The sequence below is a fragment of the Streptomyces ardesiacus genome (assembly GCF_003112575.1).
GTDB classification, from domain to species: Bacteria; Actinomycetota; Actinomycetes; order Streptomycetales; family Streptomycetaceae; genus Streptomyces; species Streptomyces ardesiacus.
Window position 1 is genome coordinate 438,193 of sequence record NZ_BEWC01000007.1, and the last position, 22,641, is coordinate 460,833.

Annotated in this window: 17 protein-coding genes; 14 read left to right on the top strand and 3 right to left on the bottom strand. The window is 74.4% G+C overall.

The window, feature by feature from the left end; all coding sequences use genetic code 11:
• Positions 1-4: 4 nt before the first annotated feature.
• Complete coding sequence (locus Sdi02f_RS24010) at positions 5-316, bottom strand: hypothetical protein (protein WP_030399971.1); 312 nt, start codon at positions 314-316, stop codon at positions 5-7.
• A 676-nt stretch (positions 317-992) separates the two neighbouring features.
• Entirely contained in the window at positions 993-1,529 is a 537-nt protein-coding gene (locus Sdi02f_RS24020) for an HNH endonuclease (RefSeq protein ID WP_030399972.1), read from the bottom strand.
• Positions 1,530-1,845: 316 nt separating this feature from the next.
• Here Sdi02f_RS24020 and Sdi02f_RS24025 point away from each other — a divergent pair, with 316 nt between their 5' ends.
• From Sdi02f_RS24025 to Sdi02f_RS24090, 14 genes are all read left to right on the top strand, one after another.
• The gene (locus Sdi02f_RS24025; RefSeq protein ID WP_031084038.1) at positions 1,846-2,940 is read left to right on the top strand and encodes a mechanosensitive ion channel family protein; all 1,095 of its coding nucleotides are present in this window, start codon (positions 1,846-1,848) and stop codon (positions 2,938-2,940) included.
• A gap of 239 nt (positions 2,941-3,179) precedes the next feature.
• Positions 3,180-4,397, top strand: coding sequence for an ROK family transcriptional regulator (locus tag Sdi02f_RS24030; RefSeq protein WP_031184555.1), 1,218 nt, complete (start codon positions 3,180-3,182; stop codon positions 4,395-4,397).
• A 96-nt stretch (positions 4,398-4,493) separates the two neighbouring features.
• Positions 4,494-5,831 carry an ABC transporter substrate-binding protein gene (locus Sdi02f_RS24035; RefSeq protein WP_030399975.1) on the top strand — a complete coding sequence of 446 codons (1,338 nt, stop codon included), beginning with the start codon at positions 4,494-4,496 and terminating at the stop codon, positions 5,829-5,831.
• Positions 5,832-5,846: 15 nt separating this feature from the next.
• Positions 5,847-6,803, top strand: a complete 957-nt coding sequence (locus Sdi02f_RS24040) for a carbohydrate ABC transporter permease (protein ID WP_037798400.1) — start codon at positions 5,847-5,849, stop codon at positions 6,801-6,803.
• Positions 6,800-7,708, top strand: coding sequence for a carbohydrate ABC transporter permease (locus Sdi02f_RS24045; protein ID WP_031184554.1), 909 nt, complete (start codon positions 6,800-6,802; stop codon positions 7,706-7,708). The genes Sdi02f_RS24040 and Sdi02f_RS24045 overlap by 4 nt, the downstream gene beginning before the upstream one ends.
• Positions 7,709-7,715: 7 nt before the next feature.
• Positions 7,716-8,981, top strand: coding sequence for a 6-phospho-beta-glucosidase (locus tag Sdi02f_RS24050; RefSeq protein WP_030399978.1), 1,266 nt, complete (start codon positions 7,716-7,718; stop codon positions 8,979-8,981).
• The gene (locus Sdi02f_RS24055; RefSeq protein WP_108933997.1) at positions 8,972-9,943 is read left to right on the top strand and encodes an N-acetylglucosamine kinase; all 972 of its coding nucleotides are present in this window, start codon (positions 8,972-8,974) and stop codon (positions 9,941-9,943) included. The genes Sdi02f_RS24050 and Sdi02f_RS24055 overlap by 10 nt, the downstream gene beginning before the upstream one ends.
• Positions 9,944-10,168: 225 nt before the next feature.
• Positions 10,169-11,620: a GlnX family signal transduction membrane protein gene (locus tag Sdi02f_RS24060; protein ID WP_108933998.1), complete on the top strand. Its 1,452-nt coding sequence runs from the start codon at positions 10,169-10,171 to the stop codon at positions 11,618-11,620.
• A 74-nt stretch (positions 11,621-11,694) separates the two neighbouring features.
• The gene (locus Sdi02f_RS24065) at positions 11,695-12,741 is read left to right on the top strand and encodes a glutamate ABC transporter substrate-binding protein (protein ID WP_030399981.1); all 1,047 of its coding nucleotides are present in this window, start codon (positions 11,695-11,697) and stop codon (positions 12,739-12,741) included.
• A gap of 68 nt (positions 12,742-12,809) precedes the next feature.
• Complete coding sequence (locus Sdi02f_RS24070; protein ID WP_031084051.1) at positions 12,810-14,138, top strand: coiled-coil domain-containing protein; 1,329 nt, start codon at positions 12,810-12,812, stop codon at positions 14,136-14,138.
• Positions 14,139-14,160: 22 nt separating this feature from the next.
• Positions 14,161-16,878, top strand: coding sequence for a serine/threonine-protein kinase (locus Sdi02f_RS24075; RefSeq protein WP_030399983.1), 2,718 nt, complete (start codon positions 14,161-14,163; stop codon positions 16,876-16,878).
• Between the two features lie 3 nt (positions 16,879-16,881).
• Positions 16,882-18,261 carry a PP2C family protein-serine/threonine phosphatase gene (locus tag Sdi02f_RS24080; protein WP_108934055.1) on the top strand — a complete coding sequence of 460 codons (1,380 nt, stop codon included), beginning with the start codon at positions 16,882-16,884 and terminating at the stop codon, positions 18,259-18,261.
• 111 nt (positions 18,262-18,372) lie between these two features.
• Positions 18,373-19,755, top strand: a complete 1,383-nt coding sequence (locus Sdi02f_RS24085; RefSeq protein ID WP_031084059.1) for a vWA domain-containing protein — start codon at positions 18,373-18,375, stop codon at positions 19,753-19,755.
• Positions 19,756-19,801: 46 nt separating this feature from the next.
• Positions 19,802-21,610, top strand: coding sequence for an FHA domain-containing protein (locus Sdi02f_RS24090; RefSeq protein WP_108933999.1), 1,809 nt, complete (start codon positions 19,802-19,804; stop codon positions 21,608-21,610).
• Positions 21,611-21,635: 25 nt separating this feature from the next.
• On the opposite strand, the gene Sdi02f_RS24095 is transcribed toward Sdi02f_RS24090, so the two are convergent.
• Entirely contained in the window at positions 21,636-22,610 is a 975-nt protein-coding gene (locus tag Sdi02f_RS24095) for a methyltransferase domain-containing protein (RefSeq protein WP_108934000.1), read from the bottom strand.
• Between the last annotated feature and the right edge of the window lie 31 nt (positions 22,611-22,641).

Sequence of the window (22,641 nt, forward strand, 5' to 3'; positions counted from 1 at the left end):
TCCTCTACGACCTCGTGGGTTCCGGGACGGGGACGGCGAAGGAGGGGCCGCCCTGCTCCGGCACGTCGGCCGTGAGTTCGGGCGAGGACTCGCTGGTCAGCGGTACGGCGTCGGCGAACGGCGACTCGCTGGTGAGGGGTTCGGCGTCGGGCAGCGGCGGTTCGCTGGTCAGCGGGGTCTCGGCGCAGCTTCCGGTGGCGCCGAAGACGCAGTAGTGCGGGGTCTCGGAGTCGGCGGAGGGCTCCGCCCAGGGGGTGGACGGCTCCGCCACGGGTTTGGAGGGGGCCGGCAGCAGAAGGGGCGCCAGTGCAGCCACGGGGGTCTCCTTTGGTTGAGGCTCTGGGTGGGACGGTGGAACGGGCTCGGGGTCGGGCTCGGGGTCGGGCAGGATGCCGAGCACGCTGGTGGCGAGTTACGGCAGCCCCTACCCAGTCCGCGCGAGGACAGACGCCCCATTACCGCCAACGTGGTCCTGGTCACATCCACCCCGTCCCGAATACACACGGACCCGGCCAAAAAGTCACCTGACCCACCGCCGAATCACCCAAACCGGTCACGCGGACCTGCCGGAACGGGTGCCCGCTGCTCCAGGACGGGACGAGTCGCCGGAGGAAGCACAGGACGTCGCTGCCGCACCGGCTCCTCGGGGCGCTCGACCGGTACAACGCCGCTCGCCCCTGGGACCACGAGCGCCCACCACCACCGCTGGACCCCGCGGCGGTCCCCCGCCGGTTCCGCGGCGCGCCCGACGTCGGCTCCGGCACCGGTGACCCGGCCCGCCCGCCCACCGCCCGAGCCGACGAGGTCCGCGGCGTCGCCCCCGTTCCGGTGATCACCTCGACCGCCCGTACCCCGCCGGCCGGCATGCCGTTCGCCGGCGTCGCCGAAGCGGCGCGCAGGGTGCTGCCCCCGGAGTCCGGCTGCGTCGTCGGCCCCTCCGGCACCGCACCCTCGTCCGGTGCCGTCGACCGGGGGCTTCCCGCGCCGGGACGTCAGGCGGAGATGCCGTCGATCCGGGCCATGGCGTCCTCCGCGCCGTACGGCTGCAGGTACGGGAGCCAGCGCGGGTCCCGGTGGCCCGTGCCGATGATGCGCCAGGCCAGGCCGGTCGGCGGGGCCGGTTTGTGGCGCAGGCGCCAGCCCAGTTCGACCAGGTGGCGGTCGGCCTTGACGTGGTTGCAGCGGCGGCAGGACGCCACCACGTTGTCCCACGCGTGCAGGCCCCCGCGGCTGCGCGGGACGACGTGGTCGACGCTGGTGGCGACGGCGCCGCAGTACATGCAGCGGCCGCCGTCGCGGGCGAAGAGGGCGCGGCGGGTGAGCGGGACGGGACCCCGGTAGGGCACCCGGACGAAGCGCTTGAGCCGGACCACGCTGGGTGCGGGCACGGTGACGGTCGCGCTGTGCAGGTAGGCGCCGGACTCCTCGAGGCACACGGCCTTGTTCTCCAGGACGAGGACGAGCGCGCGGCGGAGCGGTACGACGCCGAGTGGCTCGTACGACGCGTTGAGGACCAGGACATGCGGCACGGGTGCCTCCTTGGGCGTCGGCGGCGCGTGGCTCGCGCCGGGACGATCTGGTTCAGTCTCCCCTCATGGCTGGTCGTAGCGCCACCATGTCCCGGTAACGGGCTGGGAGTGTTTTCGACCACACGCACTCCGAGTCCGCGGGCGTGACCAGTCCGGGCGCGGGTGAGCAGCGTCCCGGCCGCCCCTTTCTGGCCGGACCGCGTCCGGTGCCCCGTTAGTGTGGTGCTTCTGCCCGTCCGGTGACCATTCCGTGACCTTGGACCGGACCTCGGACCGGACCGCGCAGGACGGGCCGCCGCACCTGGAGGTTTCCGCCGTGTCCCTGTCAGCCGCCGTCCTACTGGCCGCCGGTTCGCCCTCGCCCTCGCCGACCCCGTCGGACCCGACCGTGCCCTCGCTGCGGGAGGCCCACGAGAGCGCGACCAACGCCGCCGGCTGGGTCGAGGAGAACTGGTCGACGTGGCTCGCGATCGGGCTGCGGGTGCTGCTGATCGTGGCCATCGCGGTCGTGCTGCGCGCGGTGGTGCGGCGGGCGATCACCAAGCTGATAGAGCGGATGAACCGTACGAGCGGTTCGTCGACCGGCACCGCGCTCAGCGGGCTGCTGGTCAACGCCGAGCGGCGCCGCCAGCGCTCGGAGGCGATCGGGTCCGTCCTGCGTTCGGTGGCCAGCTTCCTCATCCTCGGCACCGCCGCCCTGATGGTGCTGGGCACCTTCCAGATCAACCTGGCCCCGCTGCTGGCCTCCGCCGGTGTCGCGGGCGTCGCGATCGGCTTCGGCGCCCGCAACCTGGTCACCGACTTCCTGTCCGGCGTCTTCATGATCCTGGAGGACCAGTACGGCGTCGGCGACAGCATCGACGCGGGCGTGGCCTCCGGCGAGGTCATCGAGGTCGGCCTGCGGGTGACCAAGCTGCGCGGCGCCGAGGGCGAGATCTGGTACGTCCGCAACGGCGAGGTCAAGCGCATCGGCAACCTCTCCCAGGGCTGGTCCACGGCCGGCGTCGACGTGACCGTCCGCTCCGACGAGGACCTGGACAAGGTGAAGGAGACCCTCGCCGCGGTCGGCGAGCGGATGAGCAAGGAGGAGCCCTGGAACGAGATGCTCTGGGGACCGATCGAGACCCTCGGCCTGGACTCCGTGCTGCTCGACTCCATGGTGGTGCGGGTCTCCGCCAAGACCATGCCCGGCAAGTCCCTCACCGTCGAGCGTGAGCTGCGCTGGCGCATCAAGCGGGCCTTCGACGCGGCCGGCATCGCGATCGTCGGCGGTGCCACCGTGCCCCTGGAGGGCGCCCCGGCCGCCGCCGACCCGGCGGCGGGCGTCGCGGCACCGTCGGCGTACGCGAGCGCCTCGTCGCCGCAGTCCCTCGCGGCCTCCCCCATTCCGCCGCCCAGCACCAGCAAGTAGCCCACGCTTCCCGGCGCACCGGCGCCCCCGCGCTCCCCGCGCTCCCCGCCCCCGAGGTAACGACTGCGTTGCCCCGGGGGCGGTCTCTTGACGGCACCTCGCGGGCGGGCCTACGTTCTCCGTCCAACAGGAAACTTTCCTAACAGACCCACGTCAGGGCGTTTCCCGTGATCCACGCGGTGGACTTGGCCCACCGCCCCCTGAAAAGCTGAGCGGTCGAGAGGCAGGTGTGGACACGCATGGCAGGAACCGCCGGTACGCCGGGCACCCCGCGCGTCCTGCGCGCCATGAACGACCGGGCCGCACTCGACCTCCTGCTGGCGCACGGGCCGCTGTCCCGGACCCGGATCGGCAAGCTGACCGGCCTGTCGAAGCCGACGGCCTCGCAGTTGCTGGCCCGGCTGGAGGCGGCGGGGCTGGTGCTGGCCGGGGGCACGACCGAGGGGCGCCCCGGGCCCGGCGCCCAGCTCTACGAGGTCAACCCGGCCGCCGCGTACGCCGCCGGGCTCGACGTCACCCCGGGCCGCATCCTGGCCGCGGTCGCCGACGTCACCGGCCGCACCGTCGGCCGGCACGAGCTGCCCACCCCGGGCCGGCGCCCCGCCGCGCCCGTCGTCCAGCAGGTCACCGACGCCCTGGACGGCGCGGTGAAGGCGGCCGGGCTGGACCGCGGCGCCGTGCACCGGCTCGTCATCGGCACCCCGGGCGCCTTCGACCCGGGCACCGGACGACTGCGCTACGCCTCCCACCTGCCCGGCTGGCACTCCCCCGCCCTCCTGGACGACCTCGCCGCCGCGCTGCCGATGCCGGTGGAGTACGAGAACGACGTGAACCTCGCCGCCGTGGCCGAGCAGCGCCTCGGTGCCGCCCGGGGGCACGAGGACTTCGTGCTGCTGTGGAACCAGGAGGGCCTGGGCGCCGCCCTGGTCCTCGGCGGCCGGCTGCACCGCGGCTGGACCGGCGGCGCCGGCGAGGTCGGGTTCCTGCCCGTGCCGGGCGCCCCGCTGGTCCGCAAGGTCAGCCGTACCGGCAGCGGCGGCTTCCAGGAGCTGGCCGGTTCCCAGGCGCTTGCGGGACTGGCCCGGGAGCTGGGGGTCGCCGACGTGCCCTCGGGGCCGTACCCCGAGGTCGCCGCCGCCCTGGTCGCCCGGGGCGCCCGGGCCGGCCGCGACGACGACCCCCACCGCCTGCTGCTGCGGACCTACGCCACCCGCCTGGCCACCGGCCTCGCCTCCCTCGTCTCGGTCCTGGATCCCGAGCTGGTGGTCCTGAGCGGCACCTCGCTGACCGCCGGCGGCGAGGCGCTGCGCGACCTGGTCCGCGACGAGCTGGAGGAACTGGCCGCCTCCCGGCCCCGGCTCGCCGTCGGTGAGGTGACCGGGCACCCCGTTCTGCGCGGCGCCCTGGAGAGCGCGCTCGCGACCACCCGCGACGAGGTCTTCGACACCTCGCGCTGACCCCGCGCCACCCCGACTCGGTCCACCCACCCGACCCCGCGCCCCCCCCCGACGTGCCCCACCACCTGTCCTCACCCTGCCCCTGGGAGCCTCGCCATGCCCGGAATATCCAGAAAAGCGGCCCTGGCCGTCGCCGCCTCCGCCTCCCTCGCCCTGCTCGCCACCGCCTGCACCGGCCAGGCGGAGACCGGCGCCTCCGACGACCCGGACGCCGAGACGACGATCACCTTCTGGCACGGCTGGAGCGCCCCCGCCGAGGTCGAGGCCGTGCAGGCCAACGTGGACCGGTTCGAGAAGGCGCACCCCAACATCAAGGTGAAGGTCGTCGGCAACATCAACGACGACAAGCTCAACCAGGCCCTGCGCGCGGGCGGTTCGAGCGGCCCCGACGTGGTGTCCTCGTTCACCACCTCCAACATCGGCAAGTTCTGCTCCTCGGGCGCCTTCCTCGACCTGAAGCCGTTCGTCGAGAAGTCGAAGCTCGACCTGGACGCCCTCATCCCGAAGCCGATGCTGGACTACACGCAGTTCGACGGGACGCGCTGCGCCCTGCCCCTGCTCGGCGACGCCTACGGCCTCTACTACAACAAGGACGCCTTCGAGGCGGCCGGGATCAAGGCGCCGCCGAAGACCTGGTCCGAGTTCGCCCAGGTGGCGAAGAAGCTGACGAAGACGAAGGGCGACGGGTACGAGCAGCTCGGCTTCATGCCGAACTACCACGGCTACGAGACCGTCGTCGACCACTACATGTCCCAGTGGGACCACGCCTACTTCGACGCGGACGGCAAGTCCAACGTCGCCAAGGACCCGGCGTTCGCCGAGATGTTCACGTACCAGAAGAAGCTCGTCGACGACCTCGGCGGCTTCGAGAAGCTGGAGAAGTACCGCACCTCCTTCGGCGACGAGTGGGGCGCCAAGCACCCCTTCCACACCGGCCAGGTGGCCATGCAGCTCGACGGCGAGTGGCGCCTCGGCATGGCGAAGGACGCGGGCGCCGGCTTCGAGATCGGCACCGCCCCGATGCCCGTCGCCGACGACGAGGCGGACGAGTACGGCAAGGGCTTCCTCTCCGGCACCGTGATGGGCATCGCCCCGCACAGCAAGAAGCAGAACGCGGCGTGGGAGCTGGTGAAGTACATGACGACCGACACCGAGGCCGTCGTCGCCTTCGCCAACGCCATCCGCAACGTGCCCTCCACCTTCCCGGCCCTCAAGTCGCCCGGCCTGAAGACCGACCCGGCCTTCAAGACCTTCCTGGACATCGCCCAGCACCCCGAGTCGAACTCCCCGCCCGCCTCCGTCAACGGCGCCACCTACCAGCTGACGCTCCAGGACTTCGGGTACCAGTACGAGTCGGGCAGGGTGAAGGACCTCAAGGCGGGGCTGGAGAAGACGGCCGCGCAGATCGACCGCGACATCGAGCAGGCGAAGTAGCGGTCCATGGCCTCCATGACATCGACGCGTGCCCCGCACGCGCTCCGTGCCAGGCGCCGGCGCTCGGCGCTGCGCACGGTGGCCTTCATGTCACCGTGGCTCGTCGGGTTCGGCGTCTTCTTCGCCTACCCCCTGGTGTCCACCGTGTACTTCTCGCTCATGAAGTACGACGGCTTCGGCGTCCCGGAGTTCCGGGGGCTGGAGAACTGGGCGTACGTCTTCCGGGACTACCCGCTGTTCTGGCCGGCGCTGCGCAACACCCTGTGGCTGGTCCTGGTGATGGTGACCTGCCGGGTGGCCTTCGGGCTCGGCGTCGGGCTGCTCATCACGAAGATCAGGACCGGCGCCGGGGTCTTCCGCACCCTCTTCTACCTGCCCTACCTCGCCCCTCCCGTCGCGGCGACCCTGGCCTTCGTCTTCCTCCTCAACCCCGGTACGGGACCGGTCAACTCGGTCCTGGAGGGCCTCGGCGTGCCCGCGCCCGGCTGGTTCACGGACGCCGCCTGGTCCAAGCCGGCGCTGACCGCGCTCGCGGTGTGGGGCGTGGGCGACCTGATGGTCATCTTCATGGCCGCCCTGCTCGACGTGCCCAAGGAGCAGTACGAGGCGGCCGAGCTGGACGGGGCGTCGGCCTGGCAGCGGTTCCGGTTCGTGACGCTGCCGAACATCTCGCCGATCGTGCTGTTCGCCGTGGTCACGGGCGTGATCCAGACGATGCAGTACTACACGCAGCCCCTGGTCGCCGGGAAGGTCGCCTCCGGGATCATCGGCGGCTCCGGGCAGTCCTTCGAGCCCGGCTACCCCGACAAGTCCACCCTCACCCTCCCCCAGCTCGTCTACAACCTCGGCTTCCAGCGCTTCGACTACGGCTCCGCCTGCGTGGTCGCACTCGTGCTGTTCGCGCTGGCGATGGCGTTCACGGCGCTGCTGATGCGCCGCCGGGGCGGTCTGATCCAGGCAGGTGACCGATGACCCAGGTATCGACGGCCCGACCGCCGGCCCGGACCGCGCCGGCCGGCGGCCCGCCGCCCTCCGGGGAGCGCACGGCCCGCCGGCGGGTGCTGCTGCACTGGATCGGCGTCCACTCCCTGGGCGTGGCCGCCGCCCTCTTCTTCACGCTGCCGTTCGTGTTCGTGGTGCTCACCTCGCTGATGAGCGACCAGCAGGCACTCACCCGCGACCTGTGGCCGCACACCTGGGAGTGGGGCAACTACCGCACCGTCCTGGACACGCCCGGCTTCCTCACCTGGTGGAAGAACACGCTGCTGTACGCGGGGCTCGGCACCGTGCTGACCGTGGCGTCCTCGGTCCCGGTGGCGTACGCGCTGGCCAAGTTCCGCTTCCGGGGCCGGCACCTGTCCCTGATGCTGGTGATCTCGATGATGATGCTGCCCCCGCAGGTGATCATCATCCCGATGTACCTGTTCTGGGCGAAGCAGCTCGACCTGTCCGGCACGCTGTGGCCGCTGATCGTCCCGATGGCCTTCGGCGACGCCTTCTCCATCTTCCTGCTGCGCCAGTTCCTGCTGACCATCCCGGACGAGTACCTGGACGCGGCGAAGGTCGACGGCTGCGGGGAGCTGCGCACCCTGCTCAAGGTGGTCCTGCCGATGGCGAAGCCGGGCGTCGCGGCCGTGGCCCTCTTCCAGTTCTTCTACGCCTGGAACGACTACTTCGGCCCGCAGATCTACGCCTCCGAGAACCCCGGCGCCTGGACCCTCTCCTACGGGCTGGAGTCCTTCAAGGGCGCCCACCACACCGACTGGAACCTCACCATGGCCGCGACCGTGCTGGTCATGGCCCCCGTGATCCTCGTGTTCTTCTTCGCGCAGAAGGCGTTCGTCGAGGGCGTCACACTGACCGGAGTAAAGGGTTGATGACTTCATGAAACTCACCGTGGTCGGCGGCGGTTCGACCTACACGCCCGAACTGATCGACGGTTTCGCCCGGTTGCGGGACACGCTGCCGGTGGAGGAGCTGGTGCTCGTCGATCCGGCGGCGGACCGGCTGGAGCTGGTGGGGGGCCTGGCCCGCCGCATCTTCGCCCGACAGGGGCACGGCGGCCGTGTGGTCACCACCTCCGACCTGGACGCGGCCGTCGACGGCGCCGACGCCGTACTGCTCCAGTTGCGGGTCGGCGGGCAGGCGGCCCGGCAGCAGGACGAGACGTGGCCGCTGGAGTGCGGCTGCGTCGGCCAGGAGACGACCGGCGCGGGCGGGCTCGCCAAGGCGCTGCGCACGGTGCCGGTGGTGCTGGACATCGCCGAGCGGGTGCGCCGGGCCAACCCGGACGCGTGGATCATCGACTTCACCAACCCGGTGGGCATCGTCACCCGCGCCCTGCTCCAGGCCGGGCACCGCGCGGTCGGGCTGTGCAACGTGGCGATCGGGCTGCAGCGCAAGTTCGCCGCGCTGCTGGGGGTGGCACCGGCCGACGTCCACCTGGACCACGTCGGGCTCAACCACCTCACCTGGGAGACCGCCGTACGGCTCGGCGGCCCCGAGGGCGAGGACGTGCTGCCCCGCCTGCTGGCCGGGCACGGGGACGCGGTCGCCGCCGACCTGCGCCTGCCCCGGCCCCTCCTGGACCGCCTGGGCGTCGTCCCCTCGTACTACCTGCGCTACTACTACGCCCACGACGAGGTCGTCGACGAGCTGCGTACCAAGCCGTCCCGGGCCGCCGAAGTGGCCGAGATGGAACGGCAGTTGCTGGAGATGTACGGCGACCCGGCCCTGGACGAGAAGCCGGAGCTGCTCGCCAGGCGCGGCGGCGCCTACTACTCCGAGGCCGCCGTGGACCTCGCCGCCGCCCTGCTCGGCGGCTCCGGCTCCCCCTACCAGGTGGTGAACACCCGCAACCGGGGCACGCTGCCCTTCCTCCCCGACGACGCGGTCGTCGAGGTGCCCGCGGCGGTGGGCGCCAAGGGTGCCTCCCCGCTGCCGGTGGCCCCGGTGGACCCGCTGTACGCGGGACTCATGGCGCACGTCACCGCCTACGAGGACCTGGCCCTGGACGCGGCGCTGCGCGGCGGGCGGGAGCGGGTCTTCCGGGCGCTGCTCGCCCACCCGCTCGTCGGCCAGTACGCGTACGCCGAACAGCTCACCGACCGACTGATCGCACACAACCGGGAGCACCTGGCGTGGGCCTGAGCGCAAGCGTCCTCGCCGTCGACGCGGGCAACAGCAAGACCGACGTGGCCGTGGTGACGGCCGGCGGGGAGGTCCTCGCCACCGCGCGCGGCGGGGCCTTCCGCCCGCCCGCCGTGGGGGTCGACCGGGCCGTGGACGCCCTGGCGGAGGCGGTGACGCGGGCCTTCGACGCGGCCGGTGTCACCTCCGTCGAGCACGTGTCGGCGTGCCTGGCCAACGCCGACCTGCCCGTGGAGGAGGAACAGCTGGCCGCCGCGCTGCGGGCGCGCGCGTGGGGCGCGGACGTCGAGGTGCGCAACGACACGTTCGCGGTCCTGCGGGCCGGCGTGGCCGAGCCGCTGGGCGTCGCGGTCGTGTGCGGGGCCGGTGTCAACTGCGTCGGCATGCGTCCCGACGGCCGCACCGCCCGCTTCCCGGCGATCGGCCGCATCTCCGGCGACTGGGGCGGCGGCTGGGGGCTGGCCGAGGAGGCGCTGTGGCACGCCGCGCGCGCGGAGGACGGGCGCGGGGAACCCACGGAACTGGCCAAGGCCCTGCCGGCGCACTTCGGGCTGGACTCGATGTACGCCCTCATCGAGGCGCTGCACCTGCGGCACGTGGAGCCCGCACGGCGGCACGAGCTGACCCCCGTGCTGTTCGCCACGGCGTCCGGCGGCGACCCGCTCGCCCGGTCGATCGTCGACCGGCAGGCCGACGAGGTGGTGGCCATGGCCACGGTGGCGCTGACCCGCCTGGACCTGCTGGACGAGCCGGCGCCGGTCCTGCTGGGCGGCAGCGTGCTGGCGGCCCGGCATCCGCGGCTCGACGACCGGATACGGGAGCTGCTGGCGGCCCGCGCCCCCAAGGCGGTGCCGCGCGTGGTGACGGCGCCGCCCGTGCTGGGCGCGGTGCTGCTGGGCCTGGACCGCGTGGGCGCGGCGCCCGGGGCCCGGGAGCGGGTCCGGGAGCACTTCGCCGCCTGAGCCGCCCGCGTCACCCGCCGTGCCCGCGTCACCCGCCGTGCCCGTGTCACCCGCCGTGCCCGGGCACGGGAACCGGTCCGGGGGAACCGAACCGGTTCCCGTGGCGTATTCATGGGCAGGGGTGGTGCGTTGCACCCCGATCACCGGGATCGGGTGAAGGCCGGTGCGAAGGCCGGGGCGGCCAGCGATACTTGCGGCGACGGATGACCATGGGGGAGGTCAGCAGTGACTCAACCGCCGAGGGGCAGCGCGGCGCCGCCGCCCGGCCCGGCTGTGCCCGGCCCGCCCGCCGCACCGCCGCGTTCCGCACCGGTGCCGGCCCAGCGGCCGGGCGGCGCGCCCGCGGCTCCCCCGCCGCCCCGGCGGCGCACCGCGTTCGCCGAGGGCGTGGACCGGCTGCGCGCGGCGGCGGTCACCGAGCCGGGGCGCCTGCGCATCATCGGCGCGCTGCTCGCCGTCCTCGTGGTGGCCTTCGGGGCCGTCACCGCCTGGCAGATGAACGAGCGGGCCGCGGCCGCCGACGACGTGCTGTCCCGCAGCCAGCCGCTCAGCTCCGCCGCGGCCGGCATCTACCGCTCGCTCGCCGAGGCCAACACCGCGGCCTCCAGCGGCTTCCTGGCCGGCGGCCAGGAGACGGAGGACTCCCGCACGCGGTACGACAAGGGCATCCGCGCCGCCGCCGAGGGGCTCGTGACGGCCGCGGCCAACTCCGAGCCGAAGTCGCCGGCGGCGCGGACCATCGGGGAACTCAACCGCCTGCTGCCCGAGTACAAGGGCCTGGTCGAGCGCGCCCGCACCTACAACCGGCAGGGCTTCCCGGTCGGCGGCGCCTATCTGCGCTACGCCAACGAGAAGATGCAGAAGGAGATGCTCCCGGCGGCGGAGGACCTCTACACCAAGGAGAACCAGCGGCTGAGCGCCGACTACGGCGACGCCGAGCCCTACCCCTGGGCGGCGATCGCCCTCGGCCTGGTCCTGCTCGCCGCGCTGGCCTGGGCGCAGCACCGGCACTACCGGCGCACGAACCGCGTCCTGAACCACGGCCTGGTCGCCGCCACCGCCGCCTCCGCGATCGTGCTCGTCTGGCTGGTCGTCGGCCACGGCGTCGCACGCGCGCACCTGACCGACTCCTACGAACACGGCGTGCGCTCCCTCAACGCGCTCAACGAGGCCCGCATCGCCTCCCTCAAGGCCCGGGGCAACGAGAACCTGACCCTGGTCTCCCGCGGCGCGGAGACCACCAAGGCCGACGGCAGGACGTACGACTCCTACGACCTGGCCTTCGGCAAGAACATGGACGCCCTCGGCACGGCGCTGGCCGAGGCGGGGCGGCTGGCCGACGACAAGGCGGGCGCACAGCCGGTCGCCGCGGCGAACCGCGACATGACCGAGTGGAAGAAGCGGCACGCCTCGGCCCGTGAGCAGGACGAGAACGGCAACTACCAGCAGGCGCTGGACCTGGTGATCGGCGGCGACGGCGCCACGGCCGAGTGCTTCGACGGCGTCGACGCGGCGCTCGCCACCGCGCTCGGCCACGAGAAGGCGGAGTTCGAGCGGGCGGCGGGCGACGGCCTGGACGCGATGGGCTACCTGCCGCAGGGCGCCGGTGTGCTCGCCGCGCTCGGCGCGGCCGGCGCGCTGATCGGCATCGGCCGCAGGCTGTCGGAGTACCGGTGAGGCCGGGCGCGGACGCGGCGGTCCGGTGGGAAGGGGTGCCCGTGGGGGCGGTACCCGGGAAAGGGGGCGTGAGGATGCGTGCACAGCGGCTGCGGACCGGTCTGAGGGGCTGGGGCGGTGTGGGGGCGATGGCCCTCGCTTGCGCCCTCGCGGTGCTGGCGGCCCTGCTCCTGCCGATGGTCCACTCGCACGGCGCGGACGGCGCCCGCCCGGACGACGGCGGCCGGGGCGCCGCCCACGGCAGCCGGGCGCGGGCCGCGCAGGAGTGCACCGACCCGGAGAAGCAGACCCTCGCCCCCTCCGGCGACGACGGGCCCACCATCGACGAGATCCGTTCCCGCAAGGGCGGCAAGCGCAAGCTGGTCGTCGGCGTCGACCAGAACAGCTACCGCTGGGGCTACCGCGATCCGAACAGCGGCGGCGACGCCCGGCTGGAGGGCTTCGACATCGACCTGGCGCACCGCATCGCCAAGGACGTCCTCGGCGACGCGGACGCCGTGCAGTTCAAGGCGATCCCCACCGACCAGCGCATCCCCGCGATCCAGGACGGCCGGGTCGACATGGTGGTCCGCACGATGACCATCAACTGCGACCGGCTCCAGGACGTCGCCTTCTCCGCGCCCTACTTCCGCACCGGCCAGCAGGTCCTGGCGCCCAAGTCCTCGAAGATCACCGGGTACGACCGCAGCCTGGCCGGCACGGAGATCTGCACGGCGGCGGGTTCGACGGCGCTGAGCACGCTGGAGCAGGACCAGAAGGACGGGAAGCTGCCCGAGGGCGTCGACCTGCGCACCACCGTGCCCAACCAACTGGACTGCCTGGTACGGCTCCAGCTCGGCGAGGTCGACGCGGTCGTCACCGACGGCGCCCTCGCCGCCAGCCAGGCCGCGCAGGACCCGACGGTCGAGCTGAAGGGCGACGCCTTCACCACCGAGTACTACGGCGTGGCGATGAAGAAGGACGCCGACGATCTGGTACGCCGGGTCAACCGGGTCCTCGAGCAGTGGCGCGCGGACCGGGCCGGGGGCTGGCAGCACTCGTACGACCGGTGGCTGTCGGAGACCATGGACGACGCGGCGAAGTCGCTGCCGCCGACCCCGCAGTACCTGCGCGGGAGCTGACCGGCGGGGCGGCGCAGGCGACGAGGGAACACACGCACAGGCAAGTCCGCTACGGCGAGAGGTGATCGATGGGCGACACGGGACCCACCGGGCCGGTGATGGACCGGGACGAGGTGGACCGTGCGCTGGCGCGGCTCGGCGCGGAGCACGAGGCGATCGAGACCTCGCTCCTCGCCCTCCAGGACCACGCGGGCCGCAGACTCCTCGAGGGCGCCGAGCTGACCGGTGTCACCGCCGAACGCTGGTCGGCCGCGGAGGCGTCGATCACGCTGCTGTGGGCCTACTTCGACGCGTACACGGGCGCGTTGCGCACCGCCCGGGAGATCCGTTCCCGGCGGCGCTGGTCCAGCCGCGAGGACCTGGTGGAGCTGACGGAGCTGCTGCGCGGCGAGGCCGTCACGGTGGCCGGTTCGGCCGCGGCCACCGCGCCCGCGCCGGACGGCCGTCCGGGCCGGCTCAGCGAGCGGTACACGCTGGCGTCGCTGGTGGAGCGGATGAACCAGCTCTACGCGACCTCCCTGGACATGGTGGTCGCCGCCGACGCGGTGTGGTCGGCGCTGCCCGCCCGGATCGATTTACTCGCCGCCGAGCTGCGGCGCACCCGCGAGCTGGCGCACTCCGTGGGCGTGCGCCCCGGTGAGCACCCGGCCGGGGACGACCTGGAGCGGATCACCCGCACCCTGACCCGGCTGCGCGAGCAGGTGGTGTCCGACCCGCTGGCCTTCTGGACGCCCGCGCAGGGCAGTTCGGCACCGGGCGGCGGCCGCCCCGACACCACGGTGTACGACCGGGAGGCGCGGGCGCTGGAGGAGGTGCGCCGGGAGATCGAGGCGGTGCTGGCCGTGCGCCAGGACGCGGAGCAGCGGATCGTGCGGCTGCGGGACGTGCTCTCGCGCGCGGACCGCACGCTGGCCGAGGCGCGCACCGCGCGCGGCGAGGTCCTGGCGAAGATCGCCGCGACGGAGGTGCCGGTGGTGGGCGGGCCGCCGATCGTGCTGCAGGAGCAGCTCGCGGCGGCCGCCGAGTACCGCAGGCACGCGCAGTGGCACCGCCTGTCGCCGCTCCTGGAGTCCCTGGAGGAGAAGGCGGAGGACGAACTGCTGCGCGCCCGCGAGTCGTTGACGGCGGTCACCGCTCCGCTCGCGGTCCGCGCCGAGCTGCGCGGCCGGCTGGACGCGTACAAGGCGAAGATGGCCCGGCTCGGGCACGCCGAGGACCCGGAGCTGGCCGAGAAGTACGAGAAGGCGCGCCGCATGCTGTGGAGCGCGCCCTGCGACCTGCGCGTCGCCGAGCAGGCCGTGCTCCGCTACCAGCGGGCGGCGGCCGAACTCCTCGCCACCGCCCCGCGCGTGCCCGGCCAGGCCGGACCGGTGGACCGGACGGGGCCCGGCGCATGAGCGAGAAGGGGGAGGCAGCGGCATGAGTGAGGCAGGGCGGACGTGTCAGCGTCCCGGCTGCGGCGGGACCTACGAGGACATGGGCGGCGGCGAGCTGTACTGCGACACGTGCGGTCTCGCGCCGGTCGTCGCGGCGGGCGGCGCGCTCGGCTCCACGCCGACCGGCGTCACCGGCGGCGGGGCCCGGGGCTCGCGCGGCTCGTCGGGCAGCGGCGGTTCCCGCTCCGGCGCCCGCGGTTCGCGTACGTCCTCGCAGTCGTCGAAGTCCCGGCGCTCGGTGTCGGGCCGGCTCTCGCGCGCCGTCTCGGGCCGCTCCACGGGGCGTTCGGTGTCGGTGCGCAGCTCGGGTTCGGGCGCCGGTTCCACCGGGCGCGGGCGGCTGGGCGCCGGGCTGGTCGAGGTGCCGGGGGTGCCGCGGCCCGACCCGCGCGAGATGGTCATGGAGCGCCCCGAGGTGCCCGAGCGCAAGCGGTTCTGCTCGCGCTCCGACTGCGGGGCGCCGGTCGGCCGGGCGCGCGGCGAGCGGCCGGGCCGCACCGAGGGCTTCTGCACCAAGTGCGGCCACCCGTACTCGTTCGTGCCCAAGCTCAAGGCGGGGGACGTGGTGCACGGCCAGTACGAGGTCGTGGGCTGCCTCGCACACGGCGGCCTGGGCTGGATCTACCTAGCTGTGGACAAGGCCGTCTCCGACCGCTGGGTGGTCCTCAAGGGCCTGCTGGACACCGGCGACCAGGACGCGATGGCGGCGGCGATCTCCGAGCGGCGCTTCCTCGCGGAGATCGAGCACGCCAACATCGTGCGGATCTACAACTTCGTCGAGCACCTGGACCAGCGCACCGGGTCCCTCGACGGCTACATCGTCATGGAGTACGTCGGCGGCAAGTCGCTCAAGGAGATCGCCAACGCCCGCCGCTCCCCCGAGGGCAGACGCGACCCGCTGCCGGTGGAGCAGGCCTGCGCGTACGGCATCGAGGCGCTGGAGGCGCTCGGCCACCTGCACAGCCGCAAGCTGCTGTACTGCGACTTCAAAGTCGACAACGCCATCCAGACCGAGGACCAGCTCAAGCTCATAGACATGGGCGCGGTCCGCCGCATGGACGACGAGGAGTCGGCCATCTACGGCACGGTGGGCTACCAGGCCCCCGAGGTCGCCGAGGCCGGCCCGTCGGTGGCGTCCGACCTGTACACGGTGGGGCGCACGCTGGCCGTGCTGACCTTCGACTTCCAGGGCTACACCACGGTCTACGCGGACAGCCTGCCGGACCCGGACAACATCGACGTCTTCCGCCGGTACGAGTCGTTCTACCGGCTGCTGGTGCGGGCCACCGACCCCGACCCCGCCCGCAGGTTCGCCTCCGCGCAGGAGATGGCCGAGCAGTTGACGGGTGTGCTGCGCGAGGTGGTCTCGCTCCAGACGGGCCGGGCCAGGCCCGCCGTCTCCACGCTGTTCGGGCCCGAGGTGCGGGTGACGGACACGGAGCTGTTCCCGCGCCTGGACGGCGAGGTGTCGCGGCTGGGGGCCAGGGCGGTGCGCGGGCGTGGCCGCCGGGGCGGCTCCGGGGCGGCGCGCGCGGCCGGTCCGGCCCCCTCGCCCGCGCTGCCGGGCGGGACCGTTCCCGCCGTGGGCGCGCCGGGCGGGACCGTCGCGCACGCCCCGCCGGCCGGCGCCGGGGGACCGGGGGGCGCGCCGGGGGGCGCGAGCGCGTCGCTGCCGGACGCCGTGAGCGCCGTCGGCGGTCTCGACACCGGGGCCTCCGGCCTGGTCAAGGCGGCCGACGCGCCCACCGCCACGCTCGCGCTGCCGGTCCCCCGGGTCGACGCCGCGGACCCCAACGCGGGCTTCCTGGCGGGCCTGATGGCGTCCGCGCCGGCCGAGCTGCTGACCGCGCTGGCCGCCGCGCCGGCGCCGTCGGCCGAGACGCGGCTGCGGGAGATCCGGGCCCGGCTGGAGAGCGGTGACGCGTCCGGCGCGCTGGAGGTCCTGGGCGCCCTGGAGGGCGAGCGCCCCGACGACTGGCGGGTGGTCTGGTACCGCGGTCTGGCCTCGCTGGTGACGGGTGCCCACGAGGACGCCGCGCTGGCCTTCGACGCGGTCTACGACGCCTTCCCGGGCGAGATCGCGCCCAAGCTGGCGCTGGGCCTGTGCGCGGAGGTGCTGGGGCAGCTCGACAACGCCGCCGAGTACTACCGGCTGGTGTGGTCCTCCGACCCCAGCCATGTCAGCGCGGCCTTCGGTCTGGCCCGGGTCCAGTTGGCCGGGGGCGACCGGACGGGTGCCGTACGGACGTTGGAGTCGGTGCCGGAGTCGTCCATCCACTACACCGGGGCGCGCGTGGCGGCCGTGCGGGCGCGGCTGCGGCAGCGCACCGCCGCCGCGGGCGACCTGGGGTTCCTGGACGATCTGGTCGCCGCCGCGCGGCAGGTGGAGGCGCTGGACGTGTACGGTCTGGACCCGGCGCGGCGCGAGCAGCTGTCGGCCGAGGTCCTCGGTTGCGCGCTGGACTGGGTACTCTCCGGAGGTCGGGGTTCCGTCCCTCCCCCGCTCTCGGCTCCGCCCGAGCGGGGAGACCCCCGTGCCGCCGGGGGACGGACGCTGCTCGGCAGTGCCCTCGACGAACGCGGCCTGCGCTTCGGCCTGGAGCGTTCGTACCGCACGCTGGCCCGGCTGGCGCGAGGCGGCGAGGAGAGGATCGACCTGGTGGAACGTGCCAATCGTTACCGCCCCCGGACGTGGGTGTAGTTGATGTCGCAGATGCCCCAGCAGGCCGCCGTGCCGAAGTGCCCGAGCTGCGAGGAGCCCCTCGAGTCGGGTGACCGTTTCTGTGGTGCGTGCGGATACGACCTGTCCGTCGTGCCCGCACGGCCCGAGGACAGCCCGACGCTCGCCGTCAACGGCGCGGTGCCCGCGCCGGACGGCGTGGACTGGCCGGTGGCCCGGGACTCGGACGGCCACGGCCACCCCGCCCCGGCGCACGCGGCGGCCGAAGTCCCCGGCACCGACTCGGGCGGCTCCCCGCTGCCGCCGCCCCCGCCCGCCCCGCCGGCGGCTCCGGCGGCCGGCACGGAGTCCCCCGCGCCCGGCGTGCGCCTCGACCGGCCGGACGAGCCCGACGAGTACCCCTTGCAGGCGCCCGACCCGCGGCTGACGGCGGAAGGGGCCCCGGCACCCGTTCCCGCGCAGCCCCGGCCCGCCGGGCCCGCCCCTGCCGAGAAGGTGTGCGTGGCCTGCCGCGCGGGCCGGGTCGACGACGACGGCTACTGCGAGAACTGCGGGCACGCCCAGCCCCGCGAACGCGACCACATGGAGCAGGAGTCGGGGCCCGTCGCCGCCGTCAGCGACCGCGGCCTGCGCCACCACCGCAACGAGGACGCCTTCTCGGTGGGCTGCACCGTGCTGCCCGACGGCGCCCCGGCCTCCGTGGCGATCGTCTGCGACGGCGTCTCCTCGGCGACCCGCCCCGACGACGCCTCCCTCGCCGCGTCCCGGGCGGCCGGCGAGTCGCTGCTCGGCGCCCTGCCGCGCGGCACGCACCCGCAGCAGGCCATGCACGACGCCATCCTCGCCGCCGCGCAGGCCGTCAACGCGCTGGCCGACGAGCCCGCCACCGCCCGCGAGCAGGCCCCGCACCAGAACGCGCCCGCCTGCACCCTGGTCGGCGCCGTGGTCACCGCCGGCCTCCTCGTCGTCGGCTGGGTCGGCGACAGCCGCGTCTACTGGGTGCCCGCCGACCGCTCCGCCCCGCCCGCCCGGCTCACCGAGGACGACTCGTGGGCCGCGCAGATGGTCGCGGCCGGCCTGATGAACGAGGCCGAGGCGTACGCCGACGAGCGCGCCCACGCGATCACCGGATGGCTGGGCGCCGACGCCTACGAACTGGAGCCGCACACCGCGTCGTTCAAGCCGGACCGCGCCGGTGTGGTCGTGGTCTGCACGGACGGCCTGTGGAACTACGCGGAGTCGGCGCAGGAGATGGCCGACGCCGTGCCCCTGGACGCCGCCGCACGCCCGCTGCACAGCGCCCGCGTTCTGGTCGGTCACGCCCTGGACGGCGGGGGCCACGACAACGTAACAGTGGCCCTCCTGCCGTTCCCGGCCCCGCCGCAGGGGGCAGGATCGGCCTGAGGCCCCGCACGGGCACGGGTCGGGGGGCCTCGCGGACCGCAGGGGGCGGTCCGCGCCGACGACAGCCAGGGCCCCCGTCGCCGGGGGACGTGGAGGGGGATGCGATCCGGCATGGCCAATTTCTCGAAGTCGAACGTGCCGCAGTTCGCGGTGGACGTCTACCAGAACGAGTACCTGCCCGAGGGCGGCCGCGAGGTCAACGCCATCGTCACGGTCACCGCCACCGGCGGCGGCACGATCGGGAGCGCGGTCGCCGCGCCGCACCTGTACTCGCCCGGCCAGGGCCCGTCCGCGGCCGTGGCGCTGATGGTCGACTGCTCGGGCTCGATGGACTACCCGCCGACCAAGATGCGCAACGCCCGCGACGCCACGTCCGCGGCGGTCGACACCCTGCGCGACGGTGTCCACTTCACGGTCGTGGCCGGCACCCACGTGGCCAAGGAGGTCTACCCCGGCGGCGGCCGGCTCGCGGTCGCCGACGCCACCACCCGGGCGCAGGCCAAGCGGGCGCTGCGCGGCCTCGGTGCGGGCGGCGGCACCGCCATCGGCACCTGGCTGCGGCTGGCCGACCGGCTGCTGTCCACCGCGGACGTCGCCATCCGGCACGGCATCCTGCTCACCGACGGCCGCAACGAGCACGAGTCGCCCGAGGACCTCAGGGCGGCCCTTGACGCCTGCGCCGGGCGTTTCACCTGCGACGCCCGTGGCGTGGGCACCGACTGGGAAGTGAAAGAAGTCACAGGGATCGCCTCCGCCCTGCTCGGTACCGCCGACATCGTGGCCGATCCGGCGGGCCTGGCCGCCGACTTCACGCGGATGATGGAGACGGCCATGGGCAAGGAGGTCGCGGACGTCGCGCTGCGCCTGTGGACCCCGGTCGGCACCACCGTGAGGTTCGTCAAGCAGGTCGCGCCGACGGTCGAGGAGCTGACCGGCCGCCGTACCGAGGCGGGCCCGCGGGCCGGTGACTACCCCACCGGCTCCTGGGGCGACGAGTCCCGCGACTACCACGTCTGCGTGGAGGTACCGCCCGCCGGCCTCGGCCAGGAGATGCTCGCCGCCCGCGTCTCCCTGGTCGTCCCCGAGCCCGGGGGCGCCTCCGGCCCGAGCGGAGCGGAGAGCGGGGGAGGCGGCGTGCGGAACCTGGGCGCGCAGGGACTCGTACGCGCCGTGTGGACGGACGACATGGCCGCCTCCACGTCCATCAACCCCCAAGTCGCCCACTACACCGGGCAGGCCGAACTGGCACAAGTCATCCAGCAGGGGCTGGATCTGCGCAAAGCGGGAGACATCGACGGCGCAACGGCCAAACTGGGCCGTGCGGTTCAGCTCGCGGGAGCCTCCGGAAACGCCGATACGGCGAAACTGCTTTCGAAGGTGGTGGACGTAGTGGACGCGGCGGCAGGTACTGTGCGACTGAAAGCGAAGGTCGAGGAGGCCGACGAGATGACTCTCGAGACCCGGTCGACAAAGACTGTTCGTGTAAAGAAGTGACGCACAACAACCGCGCGACACGCCCGCAAGAGAGGGAAGCTCCGACATGCCGACCTGCCCGAACGGACACCAGTCGGGTTCCGACGACTGGTGCGAGGTCTGCGGTCACCGCATGGCCGGTGCCGTGCCGCCCCCTCCGCCTCCCCCGCCGCCCGGCGGCGGCTACGGCTTCCCGCCGCCCGCCGGTCCGGGTGGGCCCGGGGGCCCCGGCGGCGGTCCGGGCGGCGGTCCCGGCGGTCCTGGCGGCGAGCCGCAGTTGTGTCCGCAGTGCCGCACGCCGCGTGAGGGCGGTGCGCCGTTCTGCGAGGAGTGCCGGTGGAACTTCCTGACCAACACCGCCACGTCGTACACCCCGGCGGCTCCGCGCCCGCCGGCGTCCGGCGGCCCGGCGCCGCGCTTCGGGCAGCCTCCGGCGGGCCCCTCCGGCGGCCCGTCCTTCGGCGGCGGTGACGGGTACGACTACCAGGGCTCCCGCCCGTCCCAGGTGAACCGCCCCGCCGAGCCGATCCCCCCGGGCCCGCCGCCCTTCGGCGGCGACCCGTCGGGCCGCGGTGGTCCCGGTGGCCCGAGCGGCCCGGGGAACGGGCCCGGCGGCCCCTTCGGGTCCGGTGGCCCCGGGGGTCCCGAGAGGCCCGGTGGCCCCGGTGGTCCGGGTGGTCCCGGAGCCTTCGGCGGCCCCGGTGGCCCTGACGGACCCGGCGGCCCCAACGGCCCCGGCGGTCCCGGCGGCTTCGGCAACTCCGACGGTCCCCACCGGCCCGGCGGCTTCGACGGCCCCGGCGCCCCGGGTGGACCCGGCGGCTCCGACCGGCCCGGTGGCCCCGGTGGTTTCGGCAACTCCGACGGTCCCGACCGGCCCGGCGGCTTCGGCGGTCCCGGCGCCCCGGGTGGACCCGGCGGCCCCAACGGTCCTGGCGGACCGGGTGGTTTCGGCAACTCCGGCGGCTCCGACCGGCCCGGCGGCTTCGGCAGGCCCGGGGGTCCCGGCGGCCCCAACGGTCCTGGCGGACCGGGTGGTTTCGACGGTCCGGGTGGTCCGGGTGGTCCGGGTGGCCCCAACGGACCCGGCGGCCCCAACGGACCCGGCGGTCCCGGTGGGCCCGGCGGTCCGAACGGCCCCTCCGGGCCCCCGTCCCCGCCCGGTTTCGGTGCCGACCCCTCGCGGCCGGTTCCGCCGCCGCCCGGCCCCGTGCCGCCCGCGCCGGGTGGTCCGGGTGGCGCGCCTCAGGGGTTCCAGGCCGGTCCCCCGGCCCCGCCCGCCTTCCCGCAGGAGACCAACCGCCCGCAGCAGGGCGGCCCGTCCTTCGGCGGCGGAGACGACGACTGGGTGCTCTCCCCGCCGACCTCCGGCGGCCCGGGTCCGGCCCAGGGCGGCGGCTACGGCTACCCGCAGCCCGGCGCCACCCAGGCGCCGCCCGGCCAGGGCTTCCCGCAGCGGCCCCAGCAGCCGACGACCTGGTCGGCGACGATCGGCCCGGACCGCGAGTACTTCATGGCGATGATGCAGCGCTCCGGCCCCGAGGCCGCGGGCCTGAACCTGCCCGCGTACTCGCCCGAGCAGCAGCGCACGCTCACCGGCAACCAGATCACCATCGGCCGCCGTCGGCACTCCACCGGCGACACCCCGGACATCGACCTGGCCGTGCCGCCGGAGGACCCGGGTGTCTCGCACCAGCACGCGGTGCTGGTGCAGCAGCCGGACGGCGGTTGGGCGGTCGTCGACCAGAACTCGACGAACGGCACGACGGTCAACGGCGGCGAGGAGCCGATCCAGCCCTTCGTGCCGGTGCCGCTCCAGGACGGCGACCGGGTGCACGTGGGCGCCTGGACGACGATCACCATCCGCCGGGGATAGAGGGGGACGGGCCCGGGGCCCTCCGTCAGGCGAACGGCCAGGCGTACGGCCCCTCGGGGTCGTCCAGCCACGCCCAGGCCCGTTCGCCGCTGACGGTGATGCCGTAGCGCTCGCGGCGCGGGGCGTCCTCGCGGTCCCACAGGGCGTACGCCTCCTGCGGGTCGAGGCTGCCCCGGCTCAGCGCCAGCAGGAAGCGGAACAGGTCGTTCTCCCGGGCCCGGCGCGGTACGCCGCCCAGGCCCGGCGTCTCCGGCTCGGTCCGGTCCCCGCCGCGCAGCGGCACGAAGTACGCGGGCGTGGGCAGGAAGCGCCCCTCGGCGTGCCGGGCGTCGCGGACGGTGAGGACGACCAGCCCGGTGGCGAGCGGGGTCAGGATCCGGCCGCCGGGGCGGCACTGGGCCGGCCAGGCGTGCGGCACCGAGGACAGCGCGCAGGTGGCGAGGATCCGGTCGTAGGGGGCGCGCTCGGGCACCCCGCGGGCTCCGTCGCCCGTGACCACGGCGGGGTGGTACCCGGCGGCGTCCAGGTGCCGGCGGGCCGACTCGGTGATCTCGGGGTCCAGGTCGACGGTGGTGACCAGGGCGTCGTCGCGGAGCCGGTGGGCGAGGAGGGCCGCGTTGTAACCGGTGCCGGCGCCGATCTCCAGGACCCGGTCGCCGTCCCTCACGTCCAGTTCGGCCAGCATCATGGCCATCAGCGAGGGCTGGCTGCTGGAGGAGAGCAGCTCGCCGTCGCGCAGCCGGGTCGCCAGCGGGGCGTCGGCGTAGGCGCCGCGCACCCAGCGTTCGCGGGCACCGGGGTCGGGGTCCTCTCCCCACCGGCGTTCGTAGCCGCCCCGGGCGCCGACGTAGTAGTACGGCACGAAGAGGTGACGCGGAACCGCCCAGAACGCCTCCCGCCACACCGGGTCGGCCGCCCAGGCGCCGCTCAGGTCGATCTCCCGCACCAGCTCCGCCCGCGCGGAGGCGGCGAGGCTGTCCAGGTCCTCGTAACCGCCCATGCCTCCACAGTACGGGCCGGACGGACGGGGT